The sequence below is a fragment of the Synechococcus sp. Nb3U1 genome (assembly GCF_021533835.1).
Classification (GTDB): domain Bacteria; phylum Cyanobacteriota; class Cyanobacteriia; order Thermostichales; family Thermostichaceae; genus Thermostichus.
Genome location: NZ_JAKFYQ010000001.1, coordinates 842,408 through 862,583, shown reverse-complemented (window position 1 = coordinate 862,583; position 20,176 = coordinate 842,408). Strand labels below are relative to the sequence as shown.

Sequence of the window (20,176 nt, the reverse complement as noted above, 5' to 3'; positions counted from 1 at the left end):
GCCAGCTTAAGCCAGCAGTTGCCGCTCGTGTTCCAGTTGTTGCAGCAAATGCTCATCACCACGGGCTTGGGCGGAACGGATTCGCTCCTGCAGCCGGTGCATCAGATTTTGTCGATGGGTTTCCTCGAGCATGGCCATGAAGTGTTTCCGAGAGGAGGTAACCGTCGATGGGGCTACTTCCGCCACAGGGATCCCAAGCGTCGCAATCGGGGCGGGATGGAGCGCAATGCCACGGTAGGTGAGGGCAAAGGCATCTGGCAGAACCATGACTGCCGATTGAGAATGCCAGTTCCACTCCAGCCCCCGGTAGGGCACAATCCGATCTTGCTCTTGCCACGTGCCAGAGGGGGGGACAAACTCATAAGCGATGCCCCGATAGGTCAGTTGCATAAGGAGACTCCAATGAAAAACAAGGACTGGGCTTTACAAAACGGGAGCCCTTCCGCCGCACTCAAATGGCTAGAAGGGTAAAAAACAAGATTATTCTGTATCCATTTTTACGAAATTCATCTTTCTGTGTCAAATATCTGGGGAGTGTCAGCAGGGGGATCCCGTTCACGATCAAGATCCGTCAAGATCCGTCCTAGGGCTCTGCTTATACCGCTAGCGGTTGGGGGGTGGTGTGGTGACCCAAACAAAAAGCCGCCCCAACGGGACGACTGTAGATGAGGATGAGCACACGTCCTCGTGTCAAAGCAGCTCGTCGATCAACAACAGAACCTCACGCAGCTCTGGATCGAGTTTCGCCGAGTCAGAAAGACTCGCTTCCACCAAACTTTTCAGGGCAAGCAGCTTGATATTGGCCTCCACTGCCGCCACCGCAATCGCCCTAGCGCCTGGCAAATAACCAGTGGCCCCCAAATCCAGGAGGGCGGCCCGCCGCAGATGCACATTTTCGTGGGCCAACACCGGCAGCAGACGCTGGGCAAAGACAGGATCTTGAGTGAGGCGATAGCAGGCTCGGGCTGCCGCACATTGTAGACGAATCGAGTCGTGTTCCAGGTAGGGACGAATCTGCTCAAGGGCAGTGGCCAGTTGTAATTGGCCGAGGGCTTCGATGATCGCCTCTAGGGCGGCCAGGGCTTCTGTTTCTAGCCCTTTCTCCACCAAGCGCAACCCCTCGAGCAGTACAGAGCCCAATTCCTCAGGCCCATGCTGGAGAGCAATCTCAGCCAGAGCTTGGGCCGCCGCCGCCACCACCTGACCGTCGGAACACCGCAGGGCCTCAGTCAAGGCCGGGATCCCGGCGGGAGACCCCAATTTACCCAGGGCACGGGCGGCATTGCGCCGCAGCGGGTAGCCCCCCTGAGCAGTGCGATCGGTCTCATCTGTCAACGCTTCGATCAAGGCCGGGATCCCTTCCGGGATGCGCATACGCCCCAACCACCAGGCAGCATAGTAGCGTTCCCCCGGATCCCCGTAGCGCAGCTTGGCGATCTGTCCTGCAGGGGTCAGATCCACCGGCGGATTGGGATCCAGAGGAACAGCAGTGGTCATAGCAGCAATGGCAAAGGAAACAGTAAGGCGAGATCAGGCGCTACGAACGCTGACGATCTTGGCTCCCGATTTGAGCACCCGCTGCATCGTCGCCGACAGTTGATCGGCAGAAACGAAGATCTGCTGGTTGGATTTGCGCACCCGGCTAGAAGTGGCCAAGGCAGAGGCAGGGTTGAGCAGATGGGTCACTTCCACACAGAACATGCGGTCGGATCCGCCCGTTGGGGGCCCTAGGTGCTTGGAAATGGGGCTAGGGGGCAACAGACCCCGCACCCCAATGCGCCGAATCGCGGGGGTAAACCCAGTTCCCAAAGCTGTCATCAAGCGTGGTCTGGCCCCTTGAGAACGGTCGTTGTTGGCGTAGCCGCCGTAGAGGGCGAACAGATTGGTAAAGTCTCGGGTGGAATAGGAGCGACGGTACTCAAAACCGCGTGGGTGGGGGACAATGTTGTCGCTGAAGGATTCCAGATATTCTGGGCTATCGATGTAGGAGTCGATTTCTGCTCCATGGCCGCCGGATTGGTAAATATCCAAATGGCGGGCAATATCTTTGCCATCCGTGGGGGCGCGGCCCAACAGATGCTTGAAGTTGAGTTCGATAGCGCGGGTTTGGGAGTTGGGGTAGAAAAACCGCTTTTTATAGGCTTCGGATTTGGCGATCAAGCGCACAAATTCCCGCACCGTCAGGCTACCTTGGCGCAGCAGCGATTCAGCACTGGCCAATTCATCCACATCGGCTCCAAACAAATGATCATTGCCCAGCACCTGACGATAGATGGCCCGCAGCACTGCATTGATCTGATCCTGGCTGGCATTGGGGCGCAATTCTAATGGGGTGGTATCTGTTATGCCCCGGATCCCCATCTGGCTTGCCACTGTGATTGCACTCATGCTGATTCCCCTAATTGAACTGGTATTTACAAAAGGCTTCCGTGATCACCCGTTTATCGGTCACCCGTGTACCGGCTAGATCAAACTGGAGCAACAGCGGTGCTCCCCTATCCGGGAGATTGAACCCTCGCCCAAGCAGAGCAGAAGGGATCCATCCACCAGGCGACAGGCTCACCACCGTTGCCCCAAATGACTGTTCCAATGACCTTCCCTCAGAAGGGTGCACAACCCTTTAAGCAACCCTCAGAATTACCCCAAGGCAGCTCGGAGGATCCCACCCTAGGTTGAGCTGGCTTAGCTGAGGGCGTTGATGGCGTAGTCGATGTAGGTGTTGGCTTCAGTAGCCGCTTGTCCACTCAAGCCGTGGTTGGCTTTGATGTGGCGCAAGGCTTCGATGAACCAGCTGGGGGAGAGTTCAAAGGCGGTGTTGATCTCGCGGATCCCGGCCAACTGATACTCATCCATGGGGCCGGTGCCACCCGCCACCAAGCAGTAGGTGACATAGCGAAGGTAGTGGCGCACATCACGGGCACACTTGTCTTTGCCAGCTTGATTGTTGCACTGCCCACCGGGTTGGGTGGTGTAGGGGAACTTGGCATACACCGCTTCGGTGGCACTGCGTACCAGGTCATCGGCCCGGCTGGTCAGAGCTTGAGCCGCTTCCATGCTGGCGGCAGCACGTTGAAGGCGGCCATTGATGGCTTGCAGTTCGCTGTTGCTCAGATAACGCCCCTGGCTATCGGCGGTGGCAATGGCGTCAACGATCGGGGTTTGCATGATTCAAAACGCTCCTTTACTTAAGCTCGACGCAAAAAAACAAGGCAAAATTTCAGCAAAATTTCAAAGGTGCAACTGCAAAAAGATGCAGAAAGAAGATTGTTCGTGCACCGGATCCCAACAGGCGACCCAGATCCCACTACCTGGGCAAAATAGCTTGAACAGATCCGACAAATCCGAAAGCCCAATCCGGATCAAACCACTGCAGCGGCAGCGCGATCGAAGTAGGATTCCACTTCCGCCACCAAAGCACTGCAATCGCCACGGGTGATGCCATTGGGGTCATTCACCACCGCCACAGCGGCTTTCTTCATTTTTTGGATGCCATTGGCAACCGAGCTGCCGGGAGTACCCAAAGCTTGATAGGTTTCCCGCAAGCCGTTCAAGCAGCGCTCATTCAGCACACTGGCATCACCAGCGGCCACGGAGTAGGTGACGTAGCGGAGGATGATGTCCATATCCCGCATACAGGCCGCCACGTTGCGGCTGGGGTAGGCAGGGCCACCAGGAGCATTCAGGTTAGGCTCTTCGGCGAACAGCTCACGGATGGCATCGGTAACGATCTTGGAGGCATTGCTGGTAAGCCGGTTGACGGCATCCAGACGCTTGTTGCCTTCGGCAATCACCTGCTGTAGAGCAGAAAACTCGTTGGCCCCCAGAAAGGCACCTTTGGAATCGGCTTGTGCAACAACTTTGCCAAATACATCATTCATGGTTTGAGATCTCCCTAGCGAAAGCAAAAGAGGTTATGAATCAACATTCCCTTCGACGGGGCTGAGAGCACACGCTGGGCAGGAATGCGCTGATGCTTGGATCCCTGTTGCCGAGGGGCGCTGTTTCCGCAAACAGACCTGCCGACGGGATCAAAGCCAGTAGAACCAAGATGGGCAAGCGACCCCCTGCAAGCCTCAGCCACTACAGACCAACCCCCGAGGGGCAAAACCCCTTGACGGTGCAACCTGCGGGATCCAACGCTCAAGGGATCCCCGATGGCGCTACGCACCCCCCAGAGCGGGAGCACGAACGGCAATCTCAACTGGGCAGACGAGGAAAAGCTGGCTCGCCTTGTTTCCAGTCCTTTTCTACCCCGAAGGCAGGAATCGATTGAGTCAAAAAATGTAAAGGGTCTTTACTCGACGCAAAGGAGCCCAGAAGCCTTCAGAACCAGGGATTCAGGCCAGTCTGTTCTATCCTTTGTAGCCTTAATTTTTACAAAAGAAAATCTTCCTTGACGAGACTTCATCTTTTTAAGGAAGGTAAAAATCTTGATCTTGCTCCAGCAGCAACAGCTATAGCTGTCTTTGGGGTACCAATGGACATTCTCATAAAGAATACATAAATTAATAATTGCCAAGAGGCTTTGATAGAGCTGAGGTTGAGGGCAAAATCTGAGAAAATCCTCCTCAATGGCCTGGAATTTTCGGTATACACCTTTACAGAACTTTTGAGTATCTGCTGATGTCTGCTTCACTGCATCCCCACTTTTCCCCAGAGCTGTTGCAGATGGCGCGCTGGTTGGCAGGAGACTTTAGCAACCAAGAGCAAGCCTGGGAAAACCCGCCGTTTTTCGCCCAGATCCGTGTGGCCTATCGCCCGTTGCCCACTCAAGTTTTTTCGGGGATTGGCTTTTATGTGGAGCAAGCCTATGGGGGCCATTTGGAGGATCCCTATCGTCAGGCAGTGGTGGAATTGGGACAAACCGCCGCTGGAATGGTAATCCGCAACTATCGACCTTTAGAACCGGAGCGATGGCGGGGTTGTGCGCGGGAACAGGCTGACCAACTGAGTCAATTGAAGGTTGCGGATATCACTTATCTGCCGGGGTGTGATGTTCATGTACAGCAGCAGGGATCCCTCTTTGTGGGGGCAACTGAACCGGGGCAGAGGTGTTGTGTGGTGCGCAAAGGCCAAACCACCTATCTACAAACCAGCATTGAACTGAGCGAAAACCAGTTTAGCAGCCACGATCAAGGCAGGGATCCGACAACCCACGAACAGGTTTGGGGGGCTTTGGCGGGGGCCTTTCGCTTCCAAAAGATCACCGATTGGCAATCCGAATTGCCCATGATCTCGGGAATCTAGCTTGGAGCTAGCCCCTCAACCCCCAAGTTGACTGCGCTCTTGCGCGACTGCTGCAGACAAGCTCTGTGTAAACTGACCTTGAGTTGGGATCCACCCAAATTCTGCCAAGCGACTGCAAAGGATCCTGTTGGCAGGCTCCGGTTCACCCTTGATTCACCTTGATTCAACTGAAGTGGATCCATGTATACCCTGCCTGGAAAGCTAGCCAGACAACTCGATGGATCGCAGTGGGGATCCCTGTGGGCCGTGGCCTGGCGCTGGGGGGTACTGCTGGCATTGGTTTGTGTTCTGGGCAGCAGTGGCTGTTCTGGCCAAAGTGAGTCTACGGCTCCTCCATTGGTGCCTCCTCCGCCTCAGTTGGGAGCTGAATCAATCCCGATGCCGGTGCGCACCCTGGGCAACAGCCGCTTTAAGTTGCTGGGCTTGAATGTGGGAGTGGCGGGGGGGAGTGCCGAGTTACTTCTGGATACGGGTTCAGCAGGGCTACGCATTGTGTCTAGTGCGGTGGGTGCTTTTGGACTAGAACGAACTACGACCCCTTCTACCGTGACTTTTGGAGATGGCACTCAATTCATCGGTGTCTTGGCTCGTGCTCCCTTTAGCTTGGGGGGTATTCAAAGTCGAGAACCCGTGACAGTGCAGTTGATCGACCAGATCACCTGCGTGGATGCATTGGTGGGTGGCTGTTCGGAAACCTTGTTTGGGGAAGGGCGGCCCTTCGCTGGGATCCTCGGTACCGCTTTGGATGAGCGCAGTGCGGATCGCGAGGTGTTTAGTCCGCTCACTCGCTTACCGGGCAATTTTCGTTCGGGTTACATTATCCAAACCGGCGGATTTGAATCTCCCCAAGGCATTTTTACGGTGGGTCTGACGGATGCCAATACCGCTGGCTTTAATTTTCGGCAATTTCCACAAGTGGGCACCTTTCCCGATGGCACTCCCATTTGGCGGGATGAAGCCCTACAAGCTGCTTATACCATCAGCAATACCTCGATTCAAAATGTCCTCAGCCCCACCAATTTCGACAGCGGTTCTTCGGATATTTTTCTCAATGTCAGTTTGTTGGGGGCAGCTCCCTTCTCTACCTCTACCTTGCCAGCCGGGGCAGAGTGGCGGGCGGTTTTGGAGGGGGCTTTTGACTACCGCATCCGGGTTGGTTTCCCGGTTACCCCCAGTCGGGATCGCATTTTTGTGAACGGGCTTTTGAATAAGCAGTTGTTGGGCATGCCCCTGTTTTTTAATGCTGATATTGCCTTTGATATTGAGCGAGGTCGGGTGGGTTTTCGCTTGCGCTAACGGGTGAGATTTGTGAGTGCCGTTGGGTTGAGTTCTGGAGCAAACTTTACGATGCCAAGGCAAGATGGGATCCGAGTTCGAACAGGGAGCAAACGGTTGCGAAAAAGGTTTTTGGACTGGGGGAAGGTGCTACGTACTGCTAGCACAATCGGGTTGGTGCTGATCGGTTGGCTGGGGCTATCCGTAGCGGGGTGGGCGTTGAGTTTGGGGGATCCCTTACCGGAGTGGGCCGAACCGATGGTTGTAGGGCGGCAACAGGTGCGCGGTGTAGAGCACTACCAGGGCCAAGACCAGATCCGCGCCTACGGCAACGAAGCAGGGCAGGTGTTCTGGATTCAAATTAGCAGCCAATCGGATCTTCCGCCTGATTATCGAGAGTATTTGGGCGAGTACCAGCACTTTCCGCCGCAGGTGGTGGAAGTGGTGCCCTTGCGGGCGCGCACATTACGCTTTCGCCAGGGAACTCGCAGTGCCGAATGGCGGGTGATGGGCATGAGCGGCCAGTTTCAAGCAGAGGCCATCAGCCAGGATCTAGCCCCAATAGGATTGAAATAGTGCCAGTCTGAGGGACAAGATGTGTCTGCTCAGTCTTGGAGTTTACGAAACCTAATCTGTTGGGACGGGCTCCTGGGGGACAGTGGCCAGTTCCGCCAGCAGTTGCTTGCGCAGGGGCAGGATCTCTTCTAAGACTGATTGAGCTGTGGGGTAGCGCTCGTCGGCATCGGTGGCGATCATCCGCTCCAAAATGGCCAACAGGCGGGGATCCCCAAATCCAAAGGGAATGGCTTCCTCCAGAGATTCCCCGATCTCCGGCAACGTTCCCATGGACATTTCCACCGCTACCCGACCGAGGGCAAAAATATCACTGTTGAAGCGGGGCCGCCCAGAATATTGTTCGTAGGGGGCATAGCCGGTGGTGCCGATAAAACTGGTGATGTGTTCGCTCGGCGGGTCTTCGATGCGTTTGATGGCACCAAAGTCGATCAGGGTGAAATAGGTGCGCTTATCCCTCTGGGTTTGAATGATGTTGGAGGGCTTGATATCGCCGTGAATCACGCCGTGCTGATGGACAAAGGTGAGGATCTTGAGAAGCTCGCAGAGAAAGTAAGCTGTTTGGGCCGGTGACCAGATCACCCCCTGATTCGACTGTTGCCGCAGCGAGGATCCCTGCACGAAATCCTGCACGGTGTAAAATTGCTCATTCTCTTCAAAGTGAGCCAACAACTTAGGGATATGGGGATGACTGCCCAGCTTTTCCAGGATATCGGCCTCCCGTGCAAAGGCTGCCTTGGCAATTTCCATCACCTTTCTGTGCTCATCCGTCCAGTCTTTGCCTTCTCCATCTTTGTCGTCCATGCGCTGTAGACGCTTGACTATACAGCGAGGGTGGCCGGGGCGGTGGGTATCTCGGGCTAAATAGGTTTGGCTAAAGCCGCCGATACCGACCAAGCGTTCGATTTGGTAACGCCCATTGCCAACACTGTCCTGCTGCTTGGGAGCACTAGCCCGTTTGGTTGCGGCCAGGGTGATTTGGGAGCGAATGCGGGCTAGTACCACCTCTGGGGTGAAGGGCTTGGTCACGAAGTCATCTGCGCCAAGATCAAAGGCTGCCACCATCGTGTCGGGATCCGTGCGACCGGAAAGGATCAACACTGGCAACTCCATGCGGGAACGGGCCGAGCGGATCATTTGCAGCAGCTCCAAGCCATTCAAACCCGGTAGGGCCAACTCCATCAAAATGACATCCAGCGGTTGATGAACAATCGCTTCTAGGGCTTTGGCACCACTTTCCACCACGATGACGCTGTATCCACCTTGCTCCAGCCGGAGCTTTAGCTGCTGGTTAGCTGCTGGATCCCCATCTACCAACAGGATTTTACCAAGCGGTTCTCTGGACGACATCGGGAATGCCCACGGAGCGCTGAGTCGAGTATATCTAACAACAGTAGGCCCGCGGGGAAGTGGGATGGGTTGGCCGTAGGGTGGGGTGTCGGGATCCCCGCCTAAGTCACCCTGCTAGGATTGGGGGGTGATTGGTGCTGTGGCTATGGAAACGAATGATGTTTGGAAAGAATTTCTGAGCCATCCCGTTCCTTTCTGTGGTGGTTTGCTGAGCGGCCTGCTGGGTTTGGACATCAAGCAGGATCCCTTACGCAGTTGGCTGGAATCTCAGGGGCTGATGATGGAAGATAAATCCTCCTCTGGCGAGGGGCCCAAGTCCATTTCGATCGAATAGGTGTATAGAAAGTAAGCGGGCCATTCTCAGGTGTGGGAAGCGCTCCAATCAGGACAAAAGCAACAAGAGCAGGGGTACGAGGTGAACCGATGCTCCCAAAATCAGCCAGGATGAAGAAGCTGCGCCGACAGGGATGCCAGTGGGGGGTGATGCTTTTGTGGAGCCTACTCGGTGGTGTTCAGATCCTGCCCACAGTGCCCACAGCCTTCGCCCAATCCCCTGAGCCAGCGGCACAGCCGACAACCGCCGCTCAAAGCTCAAACCCAGATCCCCTAGAGTGGCTGAACCGCTACAACACCGCCCTACGCCAACTTCCTCCTTTGCCCAATCTGCAATATCGCCAGCAGGTGCGGGTGGAGGGATCCCAAACCTTTACGGCCACGTTGGATGTGCTTTACCGCCGCGACGGCAGTTGGCAAGCTTGGGTGGCGGAAGGGGATCGGATTCGCCTGTTGGATTCCCGCCAGTTGGAGGTGGTGAACCAGTCGGATTTGCTGGGGCTGTATTCGGTGTATGTGAACCGACCAGAGGCGCTGTTGCCCTCGGTGGGCTTTAATCTGGAGGCACCGCCCAGTCGCTATCGAGTGCTTTCTTCAGAGTTAGTGGATTTGGCGGGATCCCCTGCCCAGCATCTGCGCCTGGAACCCATTCAGGAGGGCCAATTGCGGGAACTGTGGCTGGATCCCGAATCCGGCTTGCCTCGGCAGGCTCTGCTATTTCTCTCGGGGGTTTGGGGACAGGCTTATGCTCTGATTGGGTTTACGGCTGTGCCCGCCGAGGGAGGAGCAAGCTACTGGCTGCCGGAGAGAACCCGCATCACTTTGGGCTATGGGTTTTGGACCTTAGAGGGCCTGACTCGCCGGGTGTTTAGGGGATCCCTTTCCATCCAGCACGACTATCAGGAGCATCGGATTTTGCCGGAGGGGACGCAACTGCGCTTTGTCCCCTCGCAACCACCCGTAGACGATCTGCCGGTGGTGGCCGGGTTGTCAGACAGTACCCCACGCATCGAATTGGGGGATGTGCAGACTTTGGGAGTGGATGAGCAGGGCAACCAACAGTTCAGCATCGGCATTGGCGGGCGCACTTCCCCTGAGACCCGCCTGGAAGACCGCATCGCCGCCTTTAACCTGACCCGTCCGGCCAGCCGCAATGCGCTAACCCAGATCGATACCTTGGCCTTTTTACCCCTCGGTTCCGACCGGTTGCCCATTTACCTGTTTCAATTCGACACAGGCCGCCCCCTCTCGCCGTTGCAGGGGGTGGAAAGCCCGCAGGTGGATCCCAACGAGGTATTTGGCCCCAGGCCACCTGCCCTCAAACTGTTCGGAGATTGAGCACCCCCATGCTGACGGATGCTGCCTATGGCCTGATCCCCGTGATTCCCGCCACCCCTACCCAGGGATCCCCCTATCTATACCTCCTGATTCAGCACCAGAAAGGACATTGGGCCTTTCCCAAGGGGCACAAAGATGGCCCAGAGACCGACCTAGAAGCCGCCCAACGGGAGCTCCAGGAAGAAACCGGCCTCACCAACTATCAGGTGCTCACCCTTCCCCACCAGTCCACCCCCCTAACGTTACAGGAGACTTATCATTTCATCGACAAACAGGGGAACTTAATTGCCAAAACCGTCACCTACTACGTTGCCCTGCTCCCCCACCAATCCCCCCCACCCGCCCTTCGTCTACAACCGGAAGAGGTGGCGGACTACCGTTGGTGCTCTTTCGGTGAAGCCCTAGAGCAAATCAGCTTCGAGGAAAGTCGGCAGTTGTTGCGCCGCTGCCAGTCCCAGTTGGATCAGCTTTAGGGGATATTTGGCATTTGTGCAGGAGCTTTCAGTATTTTTGCGGAAGAGATTTGTCCTTCTTGAGCTCTATACTCAATCAAAATCAATATCTCGTAATATTGTGTCGGTGTTGTACCCATACCAAACATTGAACGGGGCCTACCTCCAAGCTATTTGGCTTGACTTTCCTCATGCCCTAGAGGCAGAGCCGGGGTCTTGGAGCTGAAGTGTCTTTGTTGAATATTTTTCATCTGTTTTGCGCATCTATGGTTTTTAGATATTCAAAAGGCTTGACATTGGCCGGAGGTGTTTTTCGATTCAGATGGAGATATAAGTGTGGGGAATCATCTCGGTATGGCTCAATTGATGGATCGCCCAGCCACTTTCATGGAAGTTCCCACTCATTTGTTGGAAGCAAAAGCTGATTTTACAGGGATTGTGCGCTATCAGGATGACTCAATTGCCTCAGAAATTCTGAGCACTTGGTCACTGTTTTTTAGCCAAGGTCGGTTTGTTTTTGCTAGCCACAGCCTTGACCCGCTGGAACGATTGGATCGTCATTTGCGGCGTCTCAGCCATCAGAGTTTCTCTCTCACCCGCGAGGTTTGTCTGCGCATTCGTCAGCAAGCGGAATTACTTTTAATCCAAGACTCTGGCCCTATGGCAGCAGATTTCCAGGTTTTGGGTTGGATAGCAGAAGAGCAGCTGGTATCTGTTGAGGCCATTCGGAAATTAAGCGACTGGATGAGCGAGGAAGTGCTGCAAAACTTGCTTCTTTCCCCCAGCTCAGGTCTGAAAAGACAGATGATCCGACTCGGGGCTCTACCTGCTTTGGGCCAATGGGAAGTGGGATCCCTACGTAGCCACAACCCTGCCTGAGGGAGGAATTTCTCATCGCCAGCCAAGAATTGGGGGCACTGGGGGAAATGTTGGACTTGCCCGCTTTCGCCACCCTCTGTGGATCCCTAGCCCAAACCTTAGAAGCAACCCCTGTGGAGGCCAAGGAGCAGGTGTTGTCCCTGGCTCAGGCTGCTTTACAAGCGTGGCGGCGGTCTCAGGCTTTGGTGCTGATTGGCCAGTTCGATCTGCTGCCCACCGCCTGGGATCCCAGCCCACCCTCTGAAGTAAGGACTCTGCCCCACTCACGCCAGCAGCTCCCATCCCGCCAGGCTGCCATTGACCCAGCGGCGGTTCTTCCCGTAGCAGCACCTGCAGTTCCCGGCCCCAAGTTGGATCCTGGCTTGCCCTCCCCCAGCGATGGCATGGTGCGGGTGCCGGCCCGACAATTGGAACACCTAGAGGAACTGTTTGGGGAATTCTCCACCGAGCGCAATGGTTTGAATGGCAACCTGCAACGGCTGCGGGAGCTGGTGAGCTTGCTGAAACGACGGGTACGCGCCCTCGAAGCAACCAACAGCCGCCTGCGCAACAGTTACGACCGGGTTGCTACTGCCTCTACCCATTCTCCGCTTGTCACGGAAGGCCATGAGGTTGGCATCCGGGATCCCTTTCAAGCCAGCCTGTTTGCCAGAGAATTCGATCTGCTAGAGATGGATCGCTACGGCGAAATGCACCTTCTAGCCCAAGAGGTGATGGAAACCGTCGTCCAGATCGATGAGGTGACCGGCGATATCGACATCGCCCTGCAAGAAACCGAAGGCCATGCCCGACAACTTACCCGCACTTCCCGGCAAATGCAAACCCGTCTTGCACAGGTGCGGATGCAACCCCTGTCTGAGCTGACGGATCGGTTTCCCCGCTCTCTGCGGGAGATGAGTTTGGACTATGGTAAGCCAGTGGAGTTACGGGTTTGGGGGGGATCCACCCTGATCGAACGCTCCCTCCTGGAGCTGTTGGCGGATCCCTTGCTGCATCTGATTCGGAATGCCTTTGACCACGGCATTGAGGATCCCGAAACTCGCCTTGCTCAGGGCAAACCTGCCAAGGGGCTGATCGAAATTACCGCTGCCCACCGAGGCAATCGCACCCTTCTCACCGTTCGAGATGATGGGGCCGGGATCCGCTTGGATAAAATCTGGGCGCGGGCCTTGCAAATGGGTTTCCAGGAATCCGATCTGGCCACCCCCCCCACAAGAGCTGCTGGAGCTGATTTTTGAACCTGGCTTTAGCACGGCAGATCAGGTGAGCGATCTCTCCGGACGGGGGGTGGGGATGGACGTGGTGCGCACCAACCTCGAACAGGTAGGTGGACGGGTGCAGGTGGAATCTTGGCCGGGGCAGGGCACCCTCTTTACCCTGACCCTGCCGCTCTCCTTGACGGTGACGCGGGTGTTGCTGGCAGAATGCAACGGTCTTTGGTTGGCCTTCCCAGCGAATGCGGTGGAGGAATTGCTAATTCCCTCAGAACTAACGGCTGCCCCCGCGATCCCCGATTTTTTCGTTTGGGAAGACCATCAAGTGCCCCTCATCCCGTTGGGAAGGTGGTTTCAGTTCAGCCGACTGCGGCAACGGCTGGAAACCAACGACTCCCCTACGATTGATCAACCCACCGTGCTGTTGGTGGTGGAGGGCAACCAACCTTTGGGTCTGCAGGTGGATCGCTACTGGCGGGAACAAGAAGTCACCCTGCGCCCTGTAGAAGAGGGGCTGCCTCTACCGCCTGGATTTTCCGGCTGCACCCTTCTGGCGGATGGGCGGATTGTGCCTCTGGTGGATATACCCGCCCTACTCGCTTGGATCCGAAGCCAGGGATCCCCGCCGGAACCTACTTCTCTGGCGATGAGCCCACTCCACGCCTCCTCCGGCCAGCGTGATTTACACGACAGGGAGTGCGATCAGCCCACCCTTTTGGTGGTGGAAGATTCGGTGAATGTGCGGCGTTTCCTGGTCATGATCCTGGAGAAGGCTGGATTTCGCGTCGAACAAGCCCGCGATGGCCAAGAGGCGTTAGAACAGTTGCAGGCCGGGATCCCGGTACAGGCGGTGATCAGCGATATCGAAATGCCCCGTCTGGATGGGTTTGGCCTGTTGGCTCAGATCCGGGCTCACGCACTTCACCGTCAACTCCCTGTGTTTATGCTCACTTCCCGCAGCGGCGACAAACACCGACAACTGGCGCACACCTTGGGGGCAACCGCCTATTTCTCTAAGCCCTTTCAGGAACAGGAGCTGATCTCTTCCCTGCGGCAAGTGCTCCAAGCTTCTGCTCCGACTGTACTAAGTGGGAGGTAGCCCATGGCTCTACTGTCTCCGCTACGCTCCCGGCGCTTAGCCCAGCAGGAAGCATTGAGTCATCAACAGAAGTTGATCACCTTTCAGCTAAGATCCCATCGCGTCAACGGGACGGAGTTCTTCGACTTTGGGCTGCCGATCCTGCGGCCACAGCGAGTCTTGGCCTGGCAGGACATTCAAGGGGAACTTGAATCCAATCTAGGCTATGGGATCCCGTCGGTTCGCCTCAGGCTTTCGCCTGGATCCAGCGACGAAGATCATCCCATTCCTCTGCTCAATCCTGGTCGTTTGTTGTTGGGCAAACACCTGCCCTTCCAACCCCAAGCCCTGATCCTATTGCGGGGGCCTGATCAACAGCAAGTAGGTCTGCCCATCCCCACCCCACCCCTGTTGCGCCGTTTGCCCCTCTCTCAACTACAGCCCGTCCCCAGCCGCAATGCCGCTCAAGCTCGCCAACGAGGGATCGTCCAGTGGGTTCCCGCCTCGGGAGCATTCTCCCACTTGTTCATCATCGACCCCGACCTGTGGTTCAGCCCCAGCCCCTCGTCAACTCTATAAACAGCTAAGCACCACAGGACAAAAACCCCGCATTCGCTCAAGAACGAACGGCAGGGATTTCCAAGTCAGGGTTCTCGATGCGGATCAATTCCCAACGATAGGGGTTGCCCCCAGGGCGCTGCCAGAAAAACTGAAACGGTTGCTCCAACGCATTCACCTGATCCCGAGTTAGGTTGGCCAAGGGATCGCCGGATCCCTCGATCACAAACCAAACGGTGGCATTCCCCCTATCCCCTTGGCTGATCTGTACCTGCAGTTCCTGCGGCTGAATGCGCAGGCGAAAAAATTGGCCAAAAACCTGCTGAGCGTAGGAAAGCGCCGTTTGCTTATCAAACCCCCAGTCATCGGTGTAAGCCTCGGAAAAGAGCGACTCCACCCGTTCCCAATCGCGTCCCTCTACCGCCCGCAACAAGGTTTCAGTGTGAACGCGCACCTGTCGCTCCGGTTGCCCATGTTGCCAAAAAGCCCCCAGCCCAATGGCCACAACCACGGATCCCACCATGGCCCAGCGGAGCCAAGGGGGCAGTGGAGCAAGTGTCGGTGCATTTTTGGTCGTAGGCAAGGGATCCCTTCCCGAAACGGGTGATTTGTTCTTAACCCTATTCTTTACCTTACCCAGAAAGTCAAAGGACTGTGTGCTGGAGATTCTGGAAGCTTAATAGGGGGGTGTCTGACGGGAAAGAGCAGAAGGATTCTGTTTTTTCTGCCTGTGAGGAACCGGATATGAGAAGATCGACGTTCAACCCTATCCAACCCAAAGCCCGTTTTTGGATCGGTCATGACCAAATCTACCGACCGTATGCTGCTGGATTTTGAGCAGCCTGTCGCTGCCCTAGAGCAACGCATTGAGGAGATTCGCTCTTTGGCAGAAGACAATGAGATCGAAGCTTCCGAGCAAATTCGCCAACTGGAAGCTAAAGCTGAAGAACTGCGCCGTGAGATCTTCCGCCAGCTTACCCCGGTGGAACGCCTGCAGGTGGCCCGTCACCCCCGTCGCCCCAGCACCCTCGACTACGTGCAAACCATCTGCGACGACTGGTTCGAACTACACGGAGATCGCCACGGCCAGGATGATCCAGCGATTGTCGGTGGTTTGGCCAAACTAGAAGATCGGCCGGTTGTCATCCTGGGCCACCAAAAAGGCCGTGACACCAAAGACAACATTCACCGCAACTTCGGCATGCCCAATCCGGCTGGCTATCGCAAGGCGCTCCGACTGATGGAACATGCCCACCGTTTTGGCCTCCCCCTACTCACCTTTATTGATACTCCGGGGGCCTACCCCGGCCTGAAGGCAGAAGAAGAGGGACAAGGAGAGGCGATCGCCGCCAACCTACAAGCCCTCTTCCGCTTGGAGATCCCGATTATCTGCACCGTCATCGGTGAAGGGGGATCCGGTGGAGCCTTGGCCATCGGTATTGGCGACCGGGTGTTGATGTTTGAACATGCTGTTTATTCAGTGATCTCCCCGGAAGGGTGTGCAACGATTCTCTGGAAAGATGCTAAAAAAGCCCCACAAGCAGCGGCGGCCCTGCGCATCACTGCTCAAGATCTGCTGCAACTAGAAGTCATCGACGAGATCCTGCCCGAACCCGTTGGAGGTGCCCATCGCGCTCCGGTGGAAGCAGCCCAAGCCCTAAAGCAAGCCCTGCTAAGACATCTACAGGAGCTTTCTAGCTTAAGTGGCCGACAACTGCGGGAGGATCGTTACCAGAAGTTTCGCCGCATGGGATCCTTTTTGGAGGTGACCCGTTAGCCCAGTCAGAGATGGGGAAGGGATCTGGCCTGACCTGATGCGGAGGATGGATGACTCGTCGATCGATGACCTAGGGATTGCGCACGGAACTATGGTGCTCACGGGCTTATTTCACATCGCCATTAAAACCAACGATTTGGAAGCCACGATCCGCTTTTACACCCAGATCCTGGGTATGCGGCAAGTTCCCCGCCCCAACTTTGGGTTTCCGGGAGCATGGCTGGCCTGCCCAACCCCCGAAAATCCTGCCATTCTTCACATCTACGCCGGTGGCCCAGCCTTGGGGAAATCAGGGGTGGCTCCCTTAGAAACCGGAGCCATTGATCACGTTTCCCTTCAGGCAGTAGGATTCCACGAATTGAAGCGGCGGATCGCCCAGTTAGGCCTTTCCTGTCGTGAGTTCATCGTGCCGGGAACCAGCCTATGGCAACTGTTTGTCTACGATCCCAACGGGGTGCTGTTGGAGCTGACTTTCGATGGCCAAGCGGAGGCAGATCCCTTGCCGGATCTCTCCCCCGGTCGAGCCTATGTAGCTGGGGATCCCTTTTTTGATCCGATGGAATATCAGGTATTGAGCCAGTCGCGGCATGAGAGTCTCGTTTGACCGGGTTCAGGGGCGGGCAAAACCACTCAAGCGCTCAACTCGTACCATTACTAAAGTAAGACCCCCGCTTTGGAGAGAACCCCATGGTCCTGAACAAGATGACAATCCGCAAGATCCACCGCATTCTCGCCCCCATCCTGTTTTTGCCGTTGGTGGTGACTGTGCTGACGGGATCCCTGTACCAAATTGCCCTTCTCAATCAAAACTTCGACTACTACTGGCTCATCCAAATCCACAAAGGCCAATGGGGGCCTCTGAATCTGCAAGCGGTTTATCCTTTCTTGAACGGATTGGGATTGTTGGTCATAGCGGCGACAGGTCTCAGCATGTGGTTGCAAACACGACCCAATCGTCGGCCCAAACGTACCGAGCCCTAGTCCATTCCAGCAGGGGCGGCAAATCCCCTAAAGACATTCCAGAAAACCCTACATATCTCCGGCTACTATTGCCTAAATTAGAAGCATAGAGGTTGTGTCAAGCCTCTAGGTTTGGATCGGAAGTTAAAGCAAAACATGAAGATCATGTCAGGAGGACGATTTATGAATATCGTTCGCTGGGATCCATTTCGTGAAATTGATGAAATCCAACGGGAAATGAACCGGATGTTTGACCGTCTGGTTCCCCGTGCCAACGATGGGGATCTTGGATTTGCATTTGTGCCCGCAGTAGAAATGCATGATGACCCAGAAGCCATTACCTTGAAGCTGGAGTTGCCCGGTTTGGATGCCAACGATCTGGACATTCAAGCGACAGCGGAGGCGATTTCCATCAGTGGGGAACGGCGATTTGAAAAACGCTCTGAAGACAAAGGAGTAACCCGCAGTGAGTTCCGCTATGGGCGTTTCCAACGGGTAATCCCGCTGCCAAACCGGATCCAACATGATCAGGTGAAAGCGGAGTACAAAGATGGGATCCTGACCCTAACGTTACCGAAGGCGGAATCGGAGAAAGCCCAACTGGTTAAAGTGAATGTTGTTTCTTGATCTGGATGTGATTTAGATGTGGATTTGGGTTTACATCCACATCCATAGCTCTCATCCTGATTCACTGATTCAACTATGATTTGTAGTTGAAGGGGCTGTGATTTCAGCATGATTACAACATGATTGCAACATGATTGCAAGTTAAGAATGAGGATTCTATTGGGGTAGGTGATGAACCTACCTTTTTTCTTTGCCATTTTGTCTTCGACTCTTAACGAGGTCGAAACCGCCGCAGCCGCAGAGCATTGGTCACCACCGAGACGGAACTCAAGGCCATGGCTGCTCCCGCCACAATTGGGTTGAGAAGCCAGCCAGTGAAGGGGTAGAGCACCCCCGCCGCAATCGGGATCCCAAGGGTGTTGTAGATAAAGGCAAAAAATAGGTTTTGCCGAATGTTGTTGAGGGTGGCCCGACTCAATTGAATGGCGGTAACCACGCCCCGCAAATCTCCCGACATCAGGGTGATATCGCTGGCGGCTATGGCCACGTCCGTACCTGTGCCGATGGCAATGCCCACATCCGCTTCAGCCAGAGCGGGCGCATCATTGATGCCATCCCCTACCATCGCCACAAGGTGTTGAGGCTGCCGCAATTGGCGTATATGAGCTGCCTTTTGATCGGGGCGCACTTGGGCAATCACTCGCCGAATCCCTGCCTGTTGAGCAATCGCTTCGGCAGTCGTTGGGTTGTCGCCCGTGAGCATGATCACCTCCAGGCCCATCTGTTGCAGCTGTTGCACGGCTTCAGGGGAGGTGGGTTTAAGTGGGTCAGCAATCGCCAATAGCCCCAGCAAACTTTCCGATTGAGTCACCCCGATCACGGTTTTGCCCTGGCTTTCCCAGGCTTGCACCTGCTCTGCCCAAGCGGGATCCCAGAGGATCCCCAGCTCCTGCAACCAACTTAGCCGACCGATGCGAATCCTCTGATCCTCCACCCAGGCTTCCGCCCCATTGCCCACCATCGCTTGAAAATGCTGAACTGCAGGGATCGTGATCCCCTCTGCTTCAGCTTTTTGTACCACTGCCTGAGCCAAGGGATGCTCCGAGTGCCGTTCTACTGCCGCTGCTAGGCGCAACACAGCCAGGGAAGAGGGGCCATTCGTCCAGATATCCGTGACGGTGGGACGGCCTTCGGTGAGGGTACCGGTTTTGTCCAAGACCACGGTGCACAAACGATGGGCCAGCTCCAGGCTATTGGCACTTTTTATCAGTACCCCCAATTCTGCCCCCCGCCCTGTACCCACCATAATCGAGGTGGGGGTAGCCAACCCCAAGGCACAGGGACAGGCGATAATCAGCACGCCAATCGTATTCACCAGGGCCAAGGTCGGGTTACTTGCCAGCACCCACCAAAGGATAAAAGTGAGGATGGCAACTCCAATCACCGCCGGGACAAACCAAGCCGTGACCTGATCCGCCAACTGTTGAATGGGCGCTTTGGATCCCTGAGCTTCCTGGACCAAGCGCACGATCTGGGCCAGTACAGTGTCTTTACCTACCCGGCGGGCCTCCATCACAAAGCTACCTGTCCGGTTCAACGTTGCCCCAATCACCTCATCTCCTACAGACTTCTGTATGGGCAAGCTCTCCCCGGTTACCATCGACTCATCCACCGCCGAGGATCCCTCTAGAACGACCCCATCCACTGGCACTTTTTCTCCAGGGCGCACTCGGATCTGATCCCCCACCTGCACCTCCCGAATCGGGATATCCCGCTCCACACCTTGGCGAATCACCCGCGCCGTTTTGGGTTGCAACCCCATCAGCTTGCGAATCGCTTCAGAGGTTTGCCCTTTGGCCTGTTGCTCCATCCACTTGCCCACCAGGATCAGAGTGGTGACCACCGCCGAGACCTCGTAATACACATCCGGCTGCAGCCCCTGTTGAGAGAAATAGTGAGGAAAAACCGTCGGGAAAAGAGAATAGAAGAAAGCTGCGCTCGTTCCCAAGGCCACCAACGTATTCATATCCGCCGAACGCCGTTGCCAAGCCGCCCAAGCGCCGCGATAAAAATGCTTGCCCACCCAAAACTGCACCGGGGCCGTCAACAGCAACTGCAACCAAGGATTGTGCAGCCACATGGGAAAACCTGGGATCTCCATCCCCAGCATCATCGGTAGGGATCCAATCACCAACACCGTACTGATACTCACCCCTATGGCTACCTTCAGCCGCAATTCTCGTTCGGCGGCCCGTTGAGCGATCCGCTCTGCATCTGTGGGATCCGGCCAGTCGTCTTGGATCAACCGCGCCTGATACCCCGCCTGCTCCACTGCCCGAATCAACCCCTGTGGATTCACCAGCTTGGGATCCCCTTTGACCGTGGCCTGCTCCGTAGCAAAATTAACAGATGCCTGGGATACCCCCGGCACCTGGGTAAGAGCCTGTTCGATGCTGTGGGCACAGGAGGCACAACTCATGCCCTGCAAGGCCAACTGCCAAGTGCCCTCGCCAGGGGGTGTAAAGACCGATAACGCACCCGACGATACTTTTTGAGCAGACATGGCAACACCTGG

General features: G+C 55.9%; 24 protein-coding genes. 15 read left to right on the top strand and 9 right to left on the bottom strand.

The window, feature by feature from the left end; translation table 11 throughout:
* Positions 1 to 6: 6 nt before the first annotated feature.
* The 6 genes from L1047_RS03975 to L1047_RS03950 form a co-directional block, all read right to left on the bottom strand.
* Positions 7 to 390 (bottom strand): DUF4278 domain-containing protein, encoded by a 384-nt coding sequence (locus L1047_RS03975; RefSeq protein ID WP_235277510.1) that lies wholly within the window; start codon positions 388 to 390, stop codon positions 7 to 9.
* A gap of 300 nt (positions 391 to 690) precedes the next feature.
* Complete coding sequence (locus L1047_RS03970) at positions 691 to 1,497, bottom strand: HEAT repeat domain-containing protein (RefSeq protein WP_235277509.1); 807 nt, start codon at positions 1,495 to 1,497, stop codon at positions 691 to 693.
* A 33-nt stretch (positions 1,498 to 1,530) separates the two neighbouring features.
* Complete coding sequence (locus tag L1047_RS03965; RefSeq protein WP_235277508.1) at positions 1,531 to 2,388, bottom strand: phycobilisome rod-core linker polypeptide; 858 nt, start codon at positions 2,386 to 2,388, stop codon at positions 1,531 to 1,533.
* Positions 2,389 to 2,398: 10 nt separating this feature from the next.
* The gene (locus tag L1047_RS03960; RefSeq protein ID WP_235277507.1) at positions 2,399 to 2,590 is read right to left on the bottom strand and encodes a hypothetical protein; all 192 of its coding nucleotides are present in this window, start codon (positions 2,588 to 2,590) and stop codon (positions 2,399 to 2,401) included.
* A gap of 92 nt (positions 2,591 to 2,682) precedes the next feature.
* The gene (locus L1047_RS03955) at positions 2,683 to 3,165 is read right to left on the bottom strand and encodes a phycocyanin subunit alpha (RefSeq protein WP_235277506.1); all 483 of its coding nucleotides are present in this window, start codon (positions 3,163 to 3,165) and stop codon (positions 2,683 to 2,685) included.
* A 194-nt stretch (positions 3,166 to 3,359) separates the two neighbouring features.
* Complete coding sequence (locus L1047_RS03950) at positions 3,360 to 3,878, bottom strand: phycocyanin subunit beta (protein WP_235277505.1); 519 nt, start codon at positions 3,876 to 3,878, stop codon at positions 3,360 to 3,362.
* Between the two features lie 170 nt (positions 3,879 to 4,048).
* On the opposite strand from L1047_RS03950, the gene L1047_RS03945 reads away from it, so the two are divergent.
* The 4 genes from L1047_RS03945 to L1047_RS03930 all read left to right on the top strand — a co-directional run bounded on the left by L1047_RS03945 (position 4,049) and on the right by L1047_RS03930 (position 7,098).
* The gene (locus L1047_RS03945; RefSeq protein ID WP_235277503.1) at positions 4,049 to 4,273 is read left to right on the top strand and encodes a hypothetical protein; all 225 of its coding nucleotides are present in this window, start codon (positions 4,049 to 4,051) and stop codon (positions 4,271 to 4,273) included.
* Positions 4,274 to 4,623: 350 nt separating this feature from the next.
* Complete coding sequence (locus L1047_RS03940) at positions 4,624 to 5,247, top strand: chromophore lyase CpcT/CpeT (RefSeq protein ID WP_235277501.1); 624 nt, start codon at positions 4,624 to 4,626, stop codon at positions 5,245 to 5,247.
* Between the two features lie 180 nt (positions 5,248 to 5,427).
* Complete coding sequence (locus L1047_RS03935; protein ID WP_235277498.1) at positions 5,428 to 6,543, top strand: hypothetical protein; 1,116 nt, start codon at positions 5,428 to 5,430, stop codon at positions 6,541 to 6,543.
* Between the two features lie 126 nt (positions 6,544 to 6,669).
* On the top strand, positions 6,670 to 7,098 hold the full coding sequence (locus L1047_RS03930) for a hypothetical protein (RefSeq protein ID WP_235277496.1): 429 nt from the start codon (positions 6,670 to 6,672) through the stop codon (positions 7,096 to 7,098).
* A 51-nt stretch (positions 7,099 to 7,149) separates the two neighbouring features.
* On the opposite strand, the gene L1047_RS03925 is transcribed toward L1047_RS03930, so the two are convergent.
* A complete protein-coding gene (locus L1047_RS03925) occupies positions 7,150 to 8,445 on the bottom strand; it encodes a protein kinase domain-containing protein (RefSeq protein ID WP_235277494.1) in 1,296 nt (431 codons plus the stop codon).
* 145 nt (positions 8,446 to 8,590) lie between these two features.
* On the opposite strand from L1047_RS03925, the gene L1047_RS03920 reads away from it, so the two are divergent.
* From L1047_RS03920 to L1047_RS03890, 7 genes are all read left to right on the top strand, one after another.
* Positions 8,591 to 8,779, top strand: a complete 189-nt coding sequence (locus tag L1047_RS03920; RefSeq protein WP_235277492.1) for a hypothetical protein — start codon at positions 8,591 to 8,593, stop codon at positions 8,777 to 8,779.
* A 110-nt stretch (positions 8,780 to 8,889) separates the two neighbouring features.
* Positions 8,890 to 10,116, top strand: coding sequence for a hypothetical protein (locus L1047_RS03915; protein ID WP_235277490.1), 1,227 nt, complete (start codon positions 8,890 to 8,892; stop codon positions 10,114 to 10,116).
* 8 nt (positions 10,117 to 10,124) lie between these two features.
* Positions 10,125 to 10,589 (top strand): bis(5'-nucleosyl)-tetraphosphatase, encoded by a 465-nt coding sequence (locus L1047_RS03910; protein ID WP_235277488.1) that lies wholly within the window; start codon positions 10,125 to 10,127, stop codon positions 10,587 to 10,589.
* 333 nt (positions 10,590 to 10,922) lie between these two features.
* Complete coding sequence (locus L1047_RS03905; RefSeq protein WP_235277487.1) at positions 10,923 to 11,447, top strand: hypothetical protein; 525 nt, start codon at positions 10,923 to 10,925, stop codon at positions 11,445 to 11,447.
* A 47-nt stretch (positions 11,448 to 11,494) separates the two neighbouring features.
* A complete protein-coding gene (locus tag L1047_RS03900; protein ID WP_235277486.1) occupies positions 11,495 to 12,685 on the top strand; it encodes a hypothetical protein in 1,191 nt (396 codons plus the stop codon).
* A 25-nt stretch (positions 12,686 to 12,710) separates the two neighbouring features.
* Positions 12,711 to 13,760, top strand: a complete 1,050-nt coding sequence (locus L1047_RS03895; RefSeq protein WP_235277485.1) for an ATP-binding response regulator — start codon at positions 12,711 to 12,713, stop codon at positions 13,758 to 13,760.
* Between the two features lie 3 nt (positions 13,761 to 13,763).
* On the top strand, positions 13,764 to 14,318 hold the full coding sequence (locus L1047_RS03890) for a hypothetical protein (protein ID WP_235277484.1): 555 nt from the start codon (positions 13,764 to 13,766) through the stop codon (positions 14,316 to 14,318).
* Positions 14,319 to 14,355: 37 nt separating this feature from the next.
* Here the strand turns inward: L1047_RS03890 and L1047_RS03885 are convergent, their stop codons facing one another.
* Positions 14,356 to 14,880, bottom strand: a complete 525-nt coding sequence (locus L1047_RS03885) for a hypothetical protein (protein WP_235277482.1) — start codon at positions 14,878 to 14,880, stop codon at positions 14,356 to 14,358.
* Positions 14,881 to 15,096: 216 nt separating this feature from the next.
* Here L1047_RS03885 and L1047_RS03880 point away from each other — a divergent pair, with 216 nt between their 5' ends.
* The 4 genes from L1047_RS03880 (at position 15,097) to L1047_RS03865 (ending at position 17,661) form a co-directional block, all read left to right on the top strand.
* The gene (locus tag L1047_RS03880) at positions 15,097 to 16,074 is read left to right on the top strand and encodes an acetyl-CoA carboxylase carboxyltransferase subunit alpha (RefSeq protein WP_235277481.1); all 978 of its coding nucleotides are present in this window, start codon (positions 15,097 to 15,099) and stop codon (positions 16,072 to 16,074) included.
* 46 nt (positions 16,075 to 16,120) lie between these two features.
* Positions 16,121 to 16,678 carry a VOC family protein gene (locus tag L1047_RS03875; RefSeq protein WP_235277480.1) on the top strand — a complete coding sequence of 186 codons (558 nt, stop codon included), beginning with the start codon at positions 16,121 to 16,123 and terminating at the stop codon, positions 16,676 to 16,678.
* Positions 16,679 to 16,761: 83 nt separating this feature from the next.
* On the top strand, positions 16,762 to 17,055 hold the full coding sequence (locus tag L1047_RS03870) for a PepSY domain-containing protein (protein ID WP_235277479.1): 294 nt from the start codon (positions 16,762 to 16,764) through the stop codon (positions 17,053 to 17,055).
* Between the two features lie 162 nt (positions 17,056 to 17,217).
* Complete coding sequence (locus L1047_RS03865) at positions 17,218 to 17,661, top strand: Hsp20/alpha crystallin family protein (RefSeq protein ID WP_235277478.1); 444 nt, start codon at positions 17,218 to 17,220, stop codon at positions 17,659 to 17,661.
* 211 nt (positions 17,662 to 17,872) lie between these two features.
* Here L1047_RS03865 and L1047_RS03860 read toward each other — a convergent pair whose 3' ends face one another.
* On the bottom strand, positions 17,873 to 20,164 hold the full coding sequence (locus L1047_RS03860; RefSeq protein ID WP_328286024.1) for a heavy metal translocating P-type ATPase: 2,292 nt from the start codon (positions 20,162 to 20,164) through the stop codon (positions 17,873 to 17,875).
* Positions 20,165 to 20,176: the final 12 nt, after the last annotated feature.

What these genes read in the sequence shown, in the direction of transcription:
- L1047_RS03860 (WP_328286024.1), bottom strand. Translation starts at nt 20,164, where the DNA reads ATGTCTGCTCAAAAAGTATCGTCGGGTGCGTTATCGGTCTTTACACCC.
- L1047_RS03975 (WP_235277510.1), bottom strand. Translation starts at nt 390, where the DNA reads ATGCAACTGACCTATCGGGGCATCGCTTATGAGTTTGTCCCCCCCTCT.
- L1047_RS03880 (WP_235277481.1), top strand. Translation starts at nt 15,097, where the DNA reads ATGACCAAATCTACCGACCGTATGCTGCTGGATTTTGAGCAGCCTGTC.
- L1047_RS03970 (WP_235277509.1), bottom strand. Translation starts at nt 1,497, where the DNA reads ATGACCACTGCTGTTCCTCTGGATCCCAATCCGCCGGTGGATCTGACC.
- L1047_RS03950 (WP_235277505.1), bottom strand. Translation starts at nt 3,878, where the DNA reads ATGAATGATGTATTTGGCAAAGTTGTTGCACAAGCCGATTCCAAAGGT.
- L1047_RS03865 (WP_235277478.1), top strand. Translation starts at nt 17,218, where the DNA reads ATGAATATCGTTCGCTGGGATCCATTTCGTGAAATTGATGAAATCCAA.
- L1047_RS03905 (WP_235277487.1), top strand. Translation starts at nt 10,923, where the DNA reads ATGGCTCAATTGATGGATCGCCCAGCCACTTTCATGGAAGTTCCCACT.
- L1047_RS03965 (WP_235277508.1), bottom strand. Translation starts at nt 2,388, where the DNA reads ATGAGTGCAATCACAGTGGCAAGCCAGATGGGGATCCGGGGCATAACA.
- L1047_RS03890 (WP_235277484.1), top strand. Translation starts at nt 13,764, where the DNA reads ATGGCTCTACTGTCTCCGCTACGCTCCCGGCGCTTAGCCCAGCAGGAA.
- L1047_RS03875 (WP_235277480.1), top strand. Translation starts at nt 16,121, where the DNA reads ATGGATGACTCGTCGATCGATGACCTAGGGATTGCGCACGGAACTATG.
- L1047_RS03935 (WP_235277498.1), top strand. Translation starts at nt 5,428, where the DNA reads ATGTATACCCTGCCTGGAAAGCTAGCCAGACAACTCGATGGATCGCAG.
- L1047_RS03940 (WP_235277501.1), top strand. Translation starts at nt 4,624, where the DNA reads ATGTCTGCTTCACTGCATCCCCACTTTTCCCCAGAGCTGTTGCAGATG.
- L1047_RS03900 (WP_235277486.1), top strand. Translation starts at nt 11,495, where the DNA reads ATGTTGGACTTGCCCGCTTTCGCCACCCTCTGTGGATCCCTAGCCCAA.
- L1047_RS03910 (WP_235277488.1), top strand. Translation starts at nt 10,125, where the DNA reads ATGCTGACGGATGCTGCCTATGGCCTGATCCCCGTGATTCCCGCCACC.
- L1047_RS03955 (WP_235277506.1), bottom strand. Translation starts at nt 3,165, where the DNA reads ATGCAAACCCCGATCGTTGACGCCATTGCCACCGCCGATAGCCAGGGG.
- L1047_RS03920 (WP_235277492.1), top strand. Translation starts at nt 8,591, where the DNA reads ATGGAAACGAATGATGTTTGGAAAGAATTTCTGAGCCATCCCGTTCCT.
- L1047_RS03945 (WP_235277503.1), top strand. Translation starts at nt 4,049, where the DNA reads ATGGGCAAGCGACCCCCTGCAAGCCTCAGCCACTACAGACCAACCCCC.
- L1047_RS03870 (WP_235277479.1), top strand. Translation starts at nt 16,762, where the DNA reads ATGGTCCTGAACAAGATGACAATCCGCAAGATCCACCGCATTCTCGCC.
- L1047_RS03915 (WP_235277490.1), top strand. Translation starts at nt 8,890, where the DNA reads ATGAAGAAGCTGCGCCGACAGGGATGCCAGTGGGGGGTGATGCTTTTG.
- L1047_RS03925 (WP_235277494.1), bottom strand. Translation starts at nt 8,445, where the DNA reads ATGTCGTCCAGAGAACCGCTTGGTAAAATCCTGTTGGTAGATGGGGAT.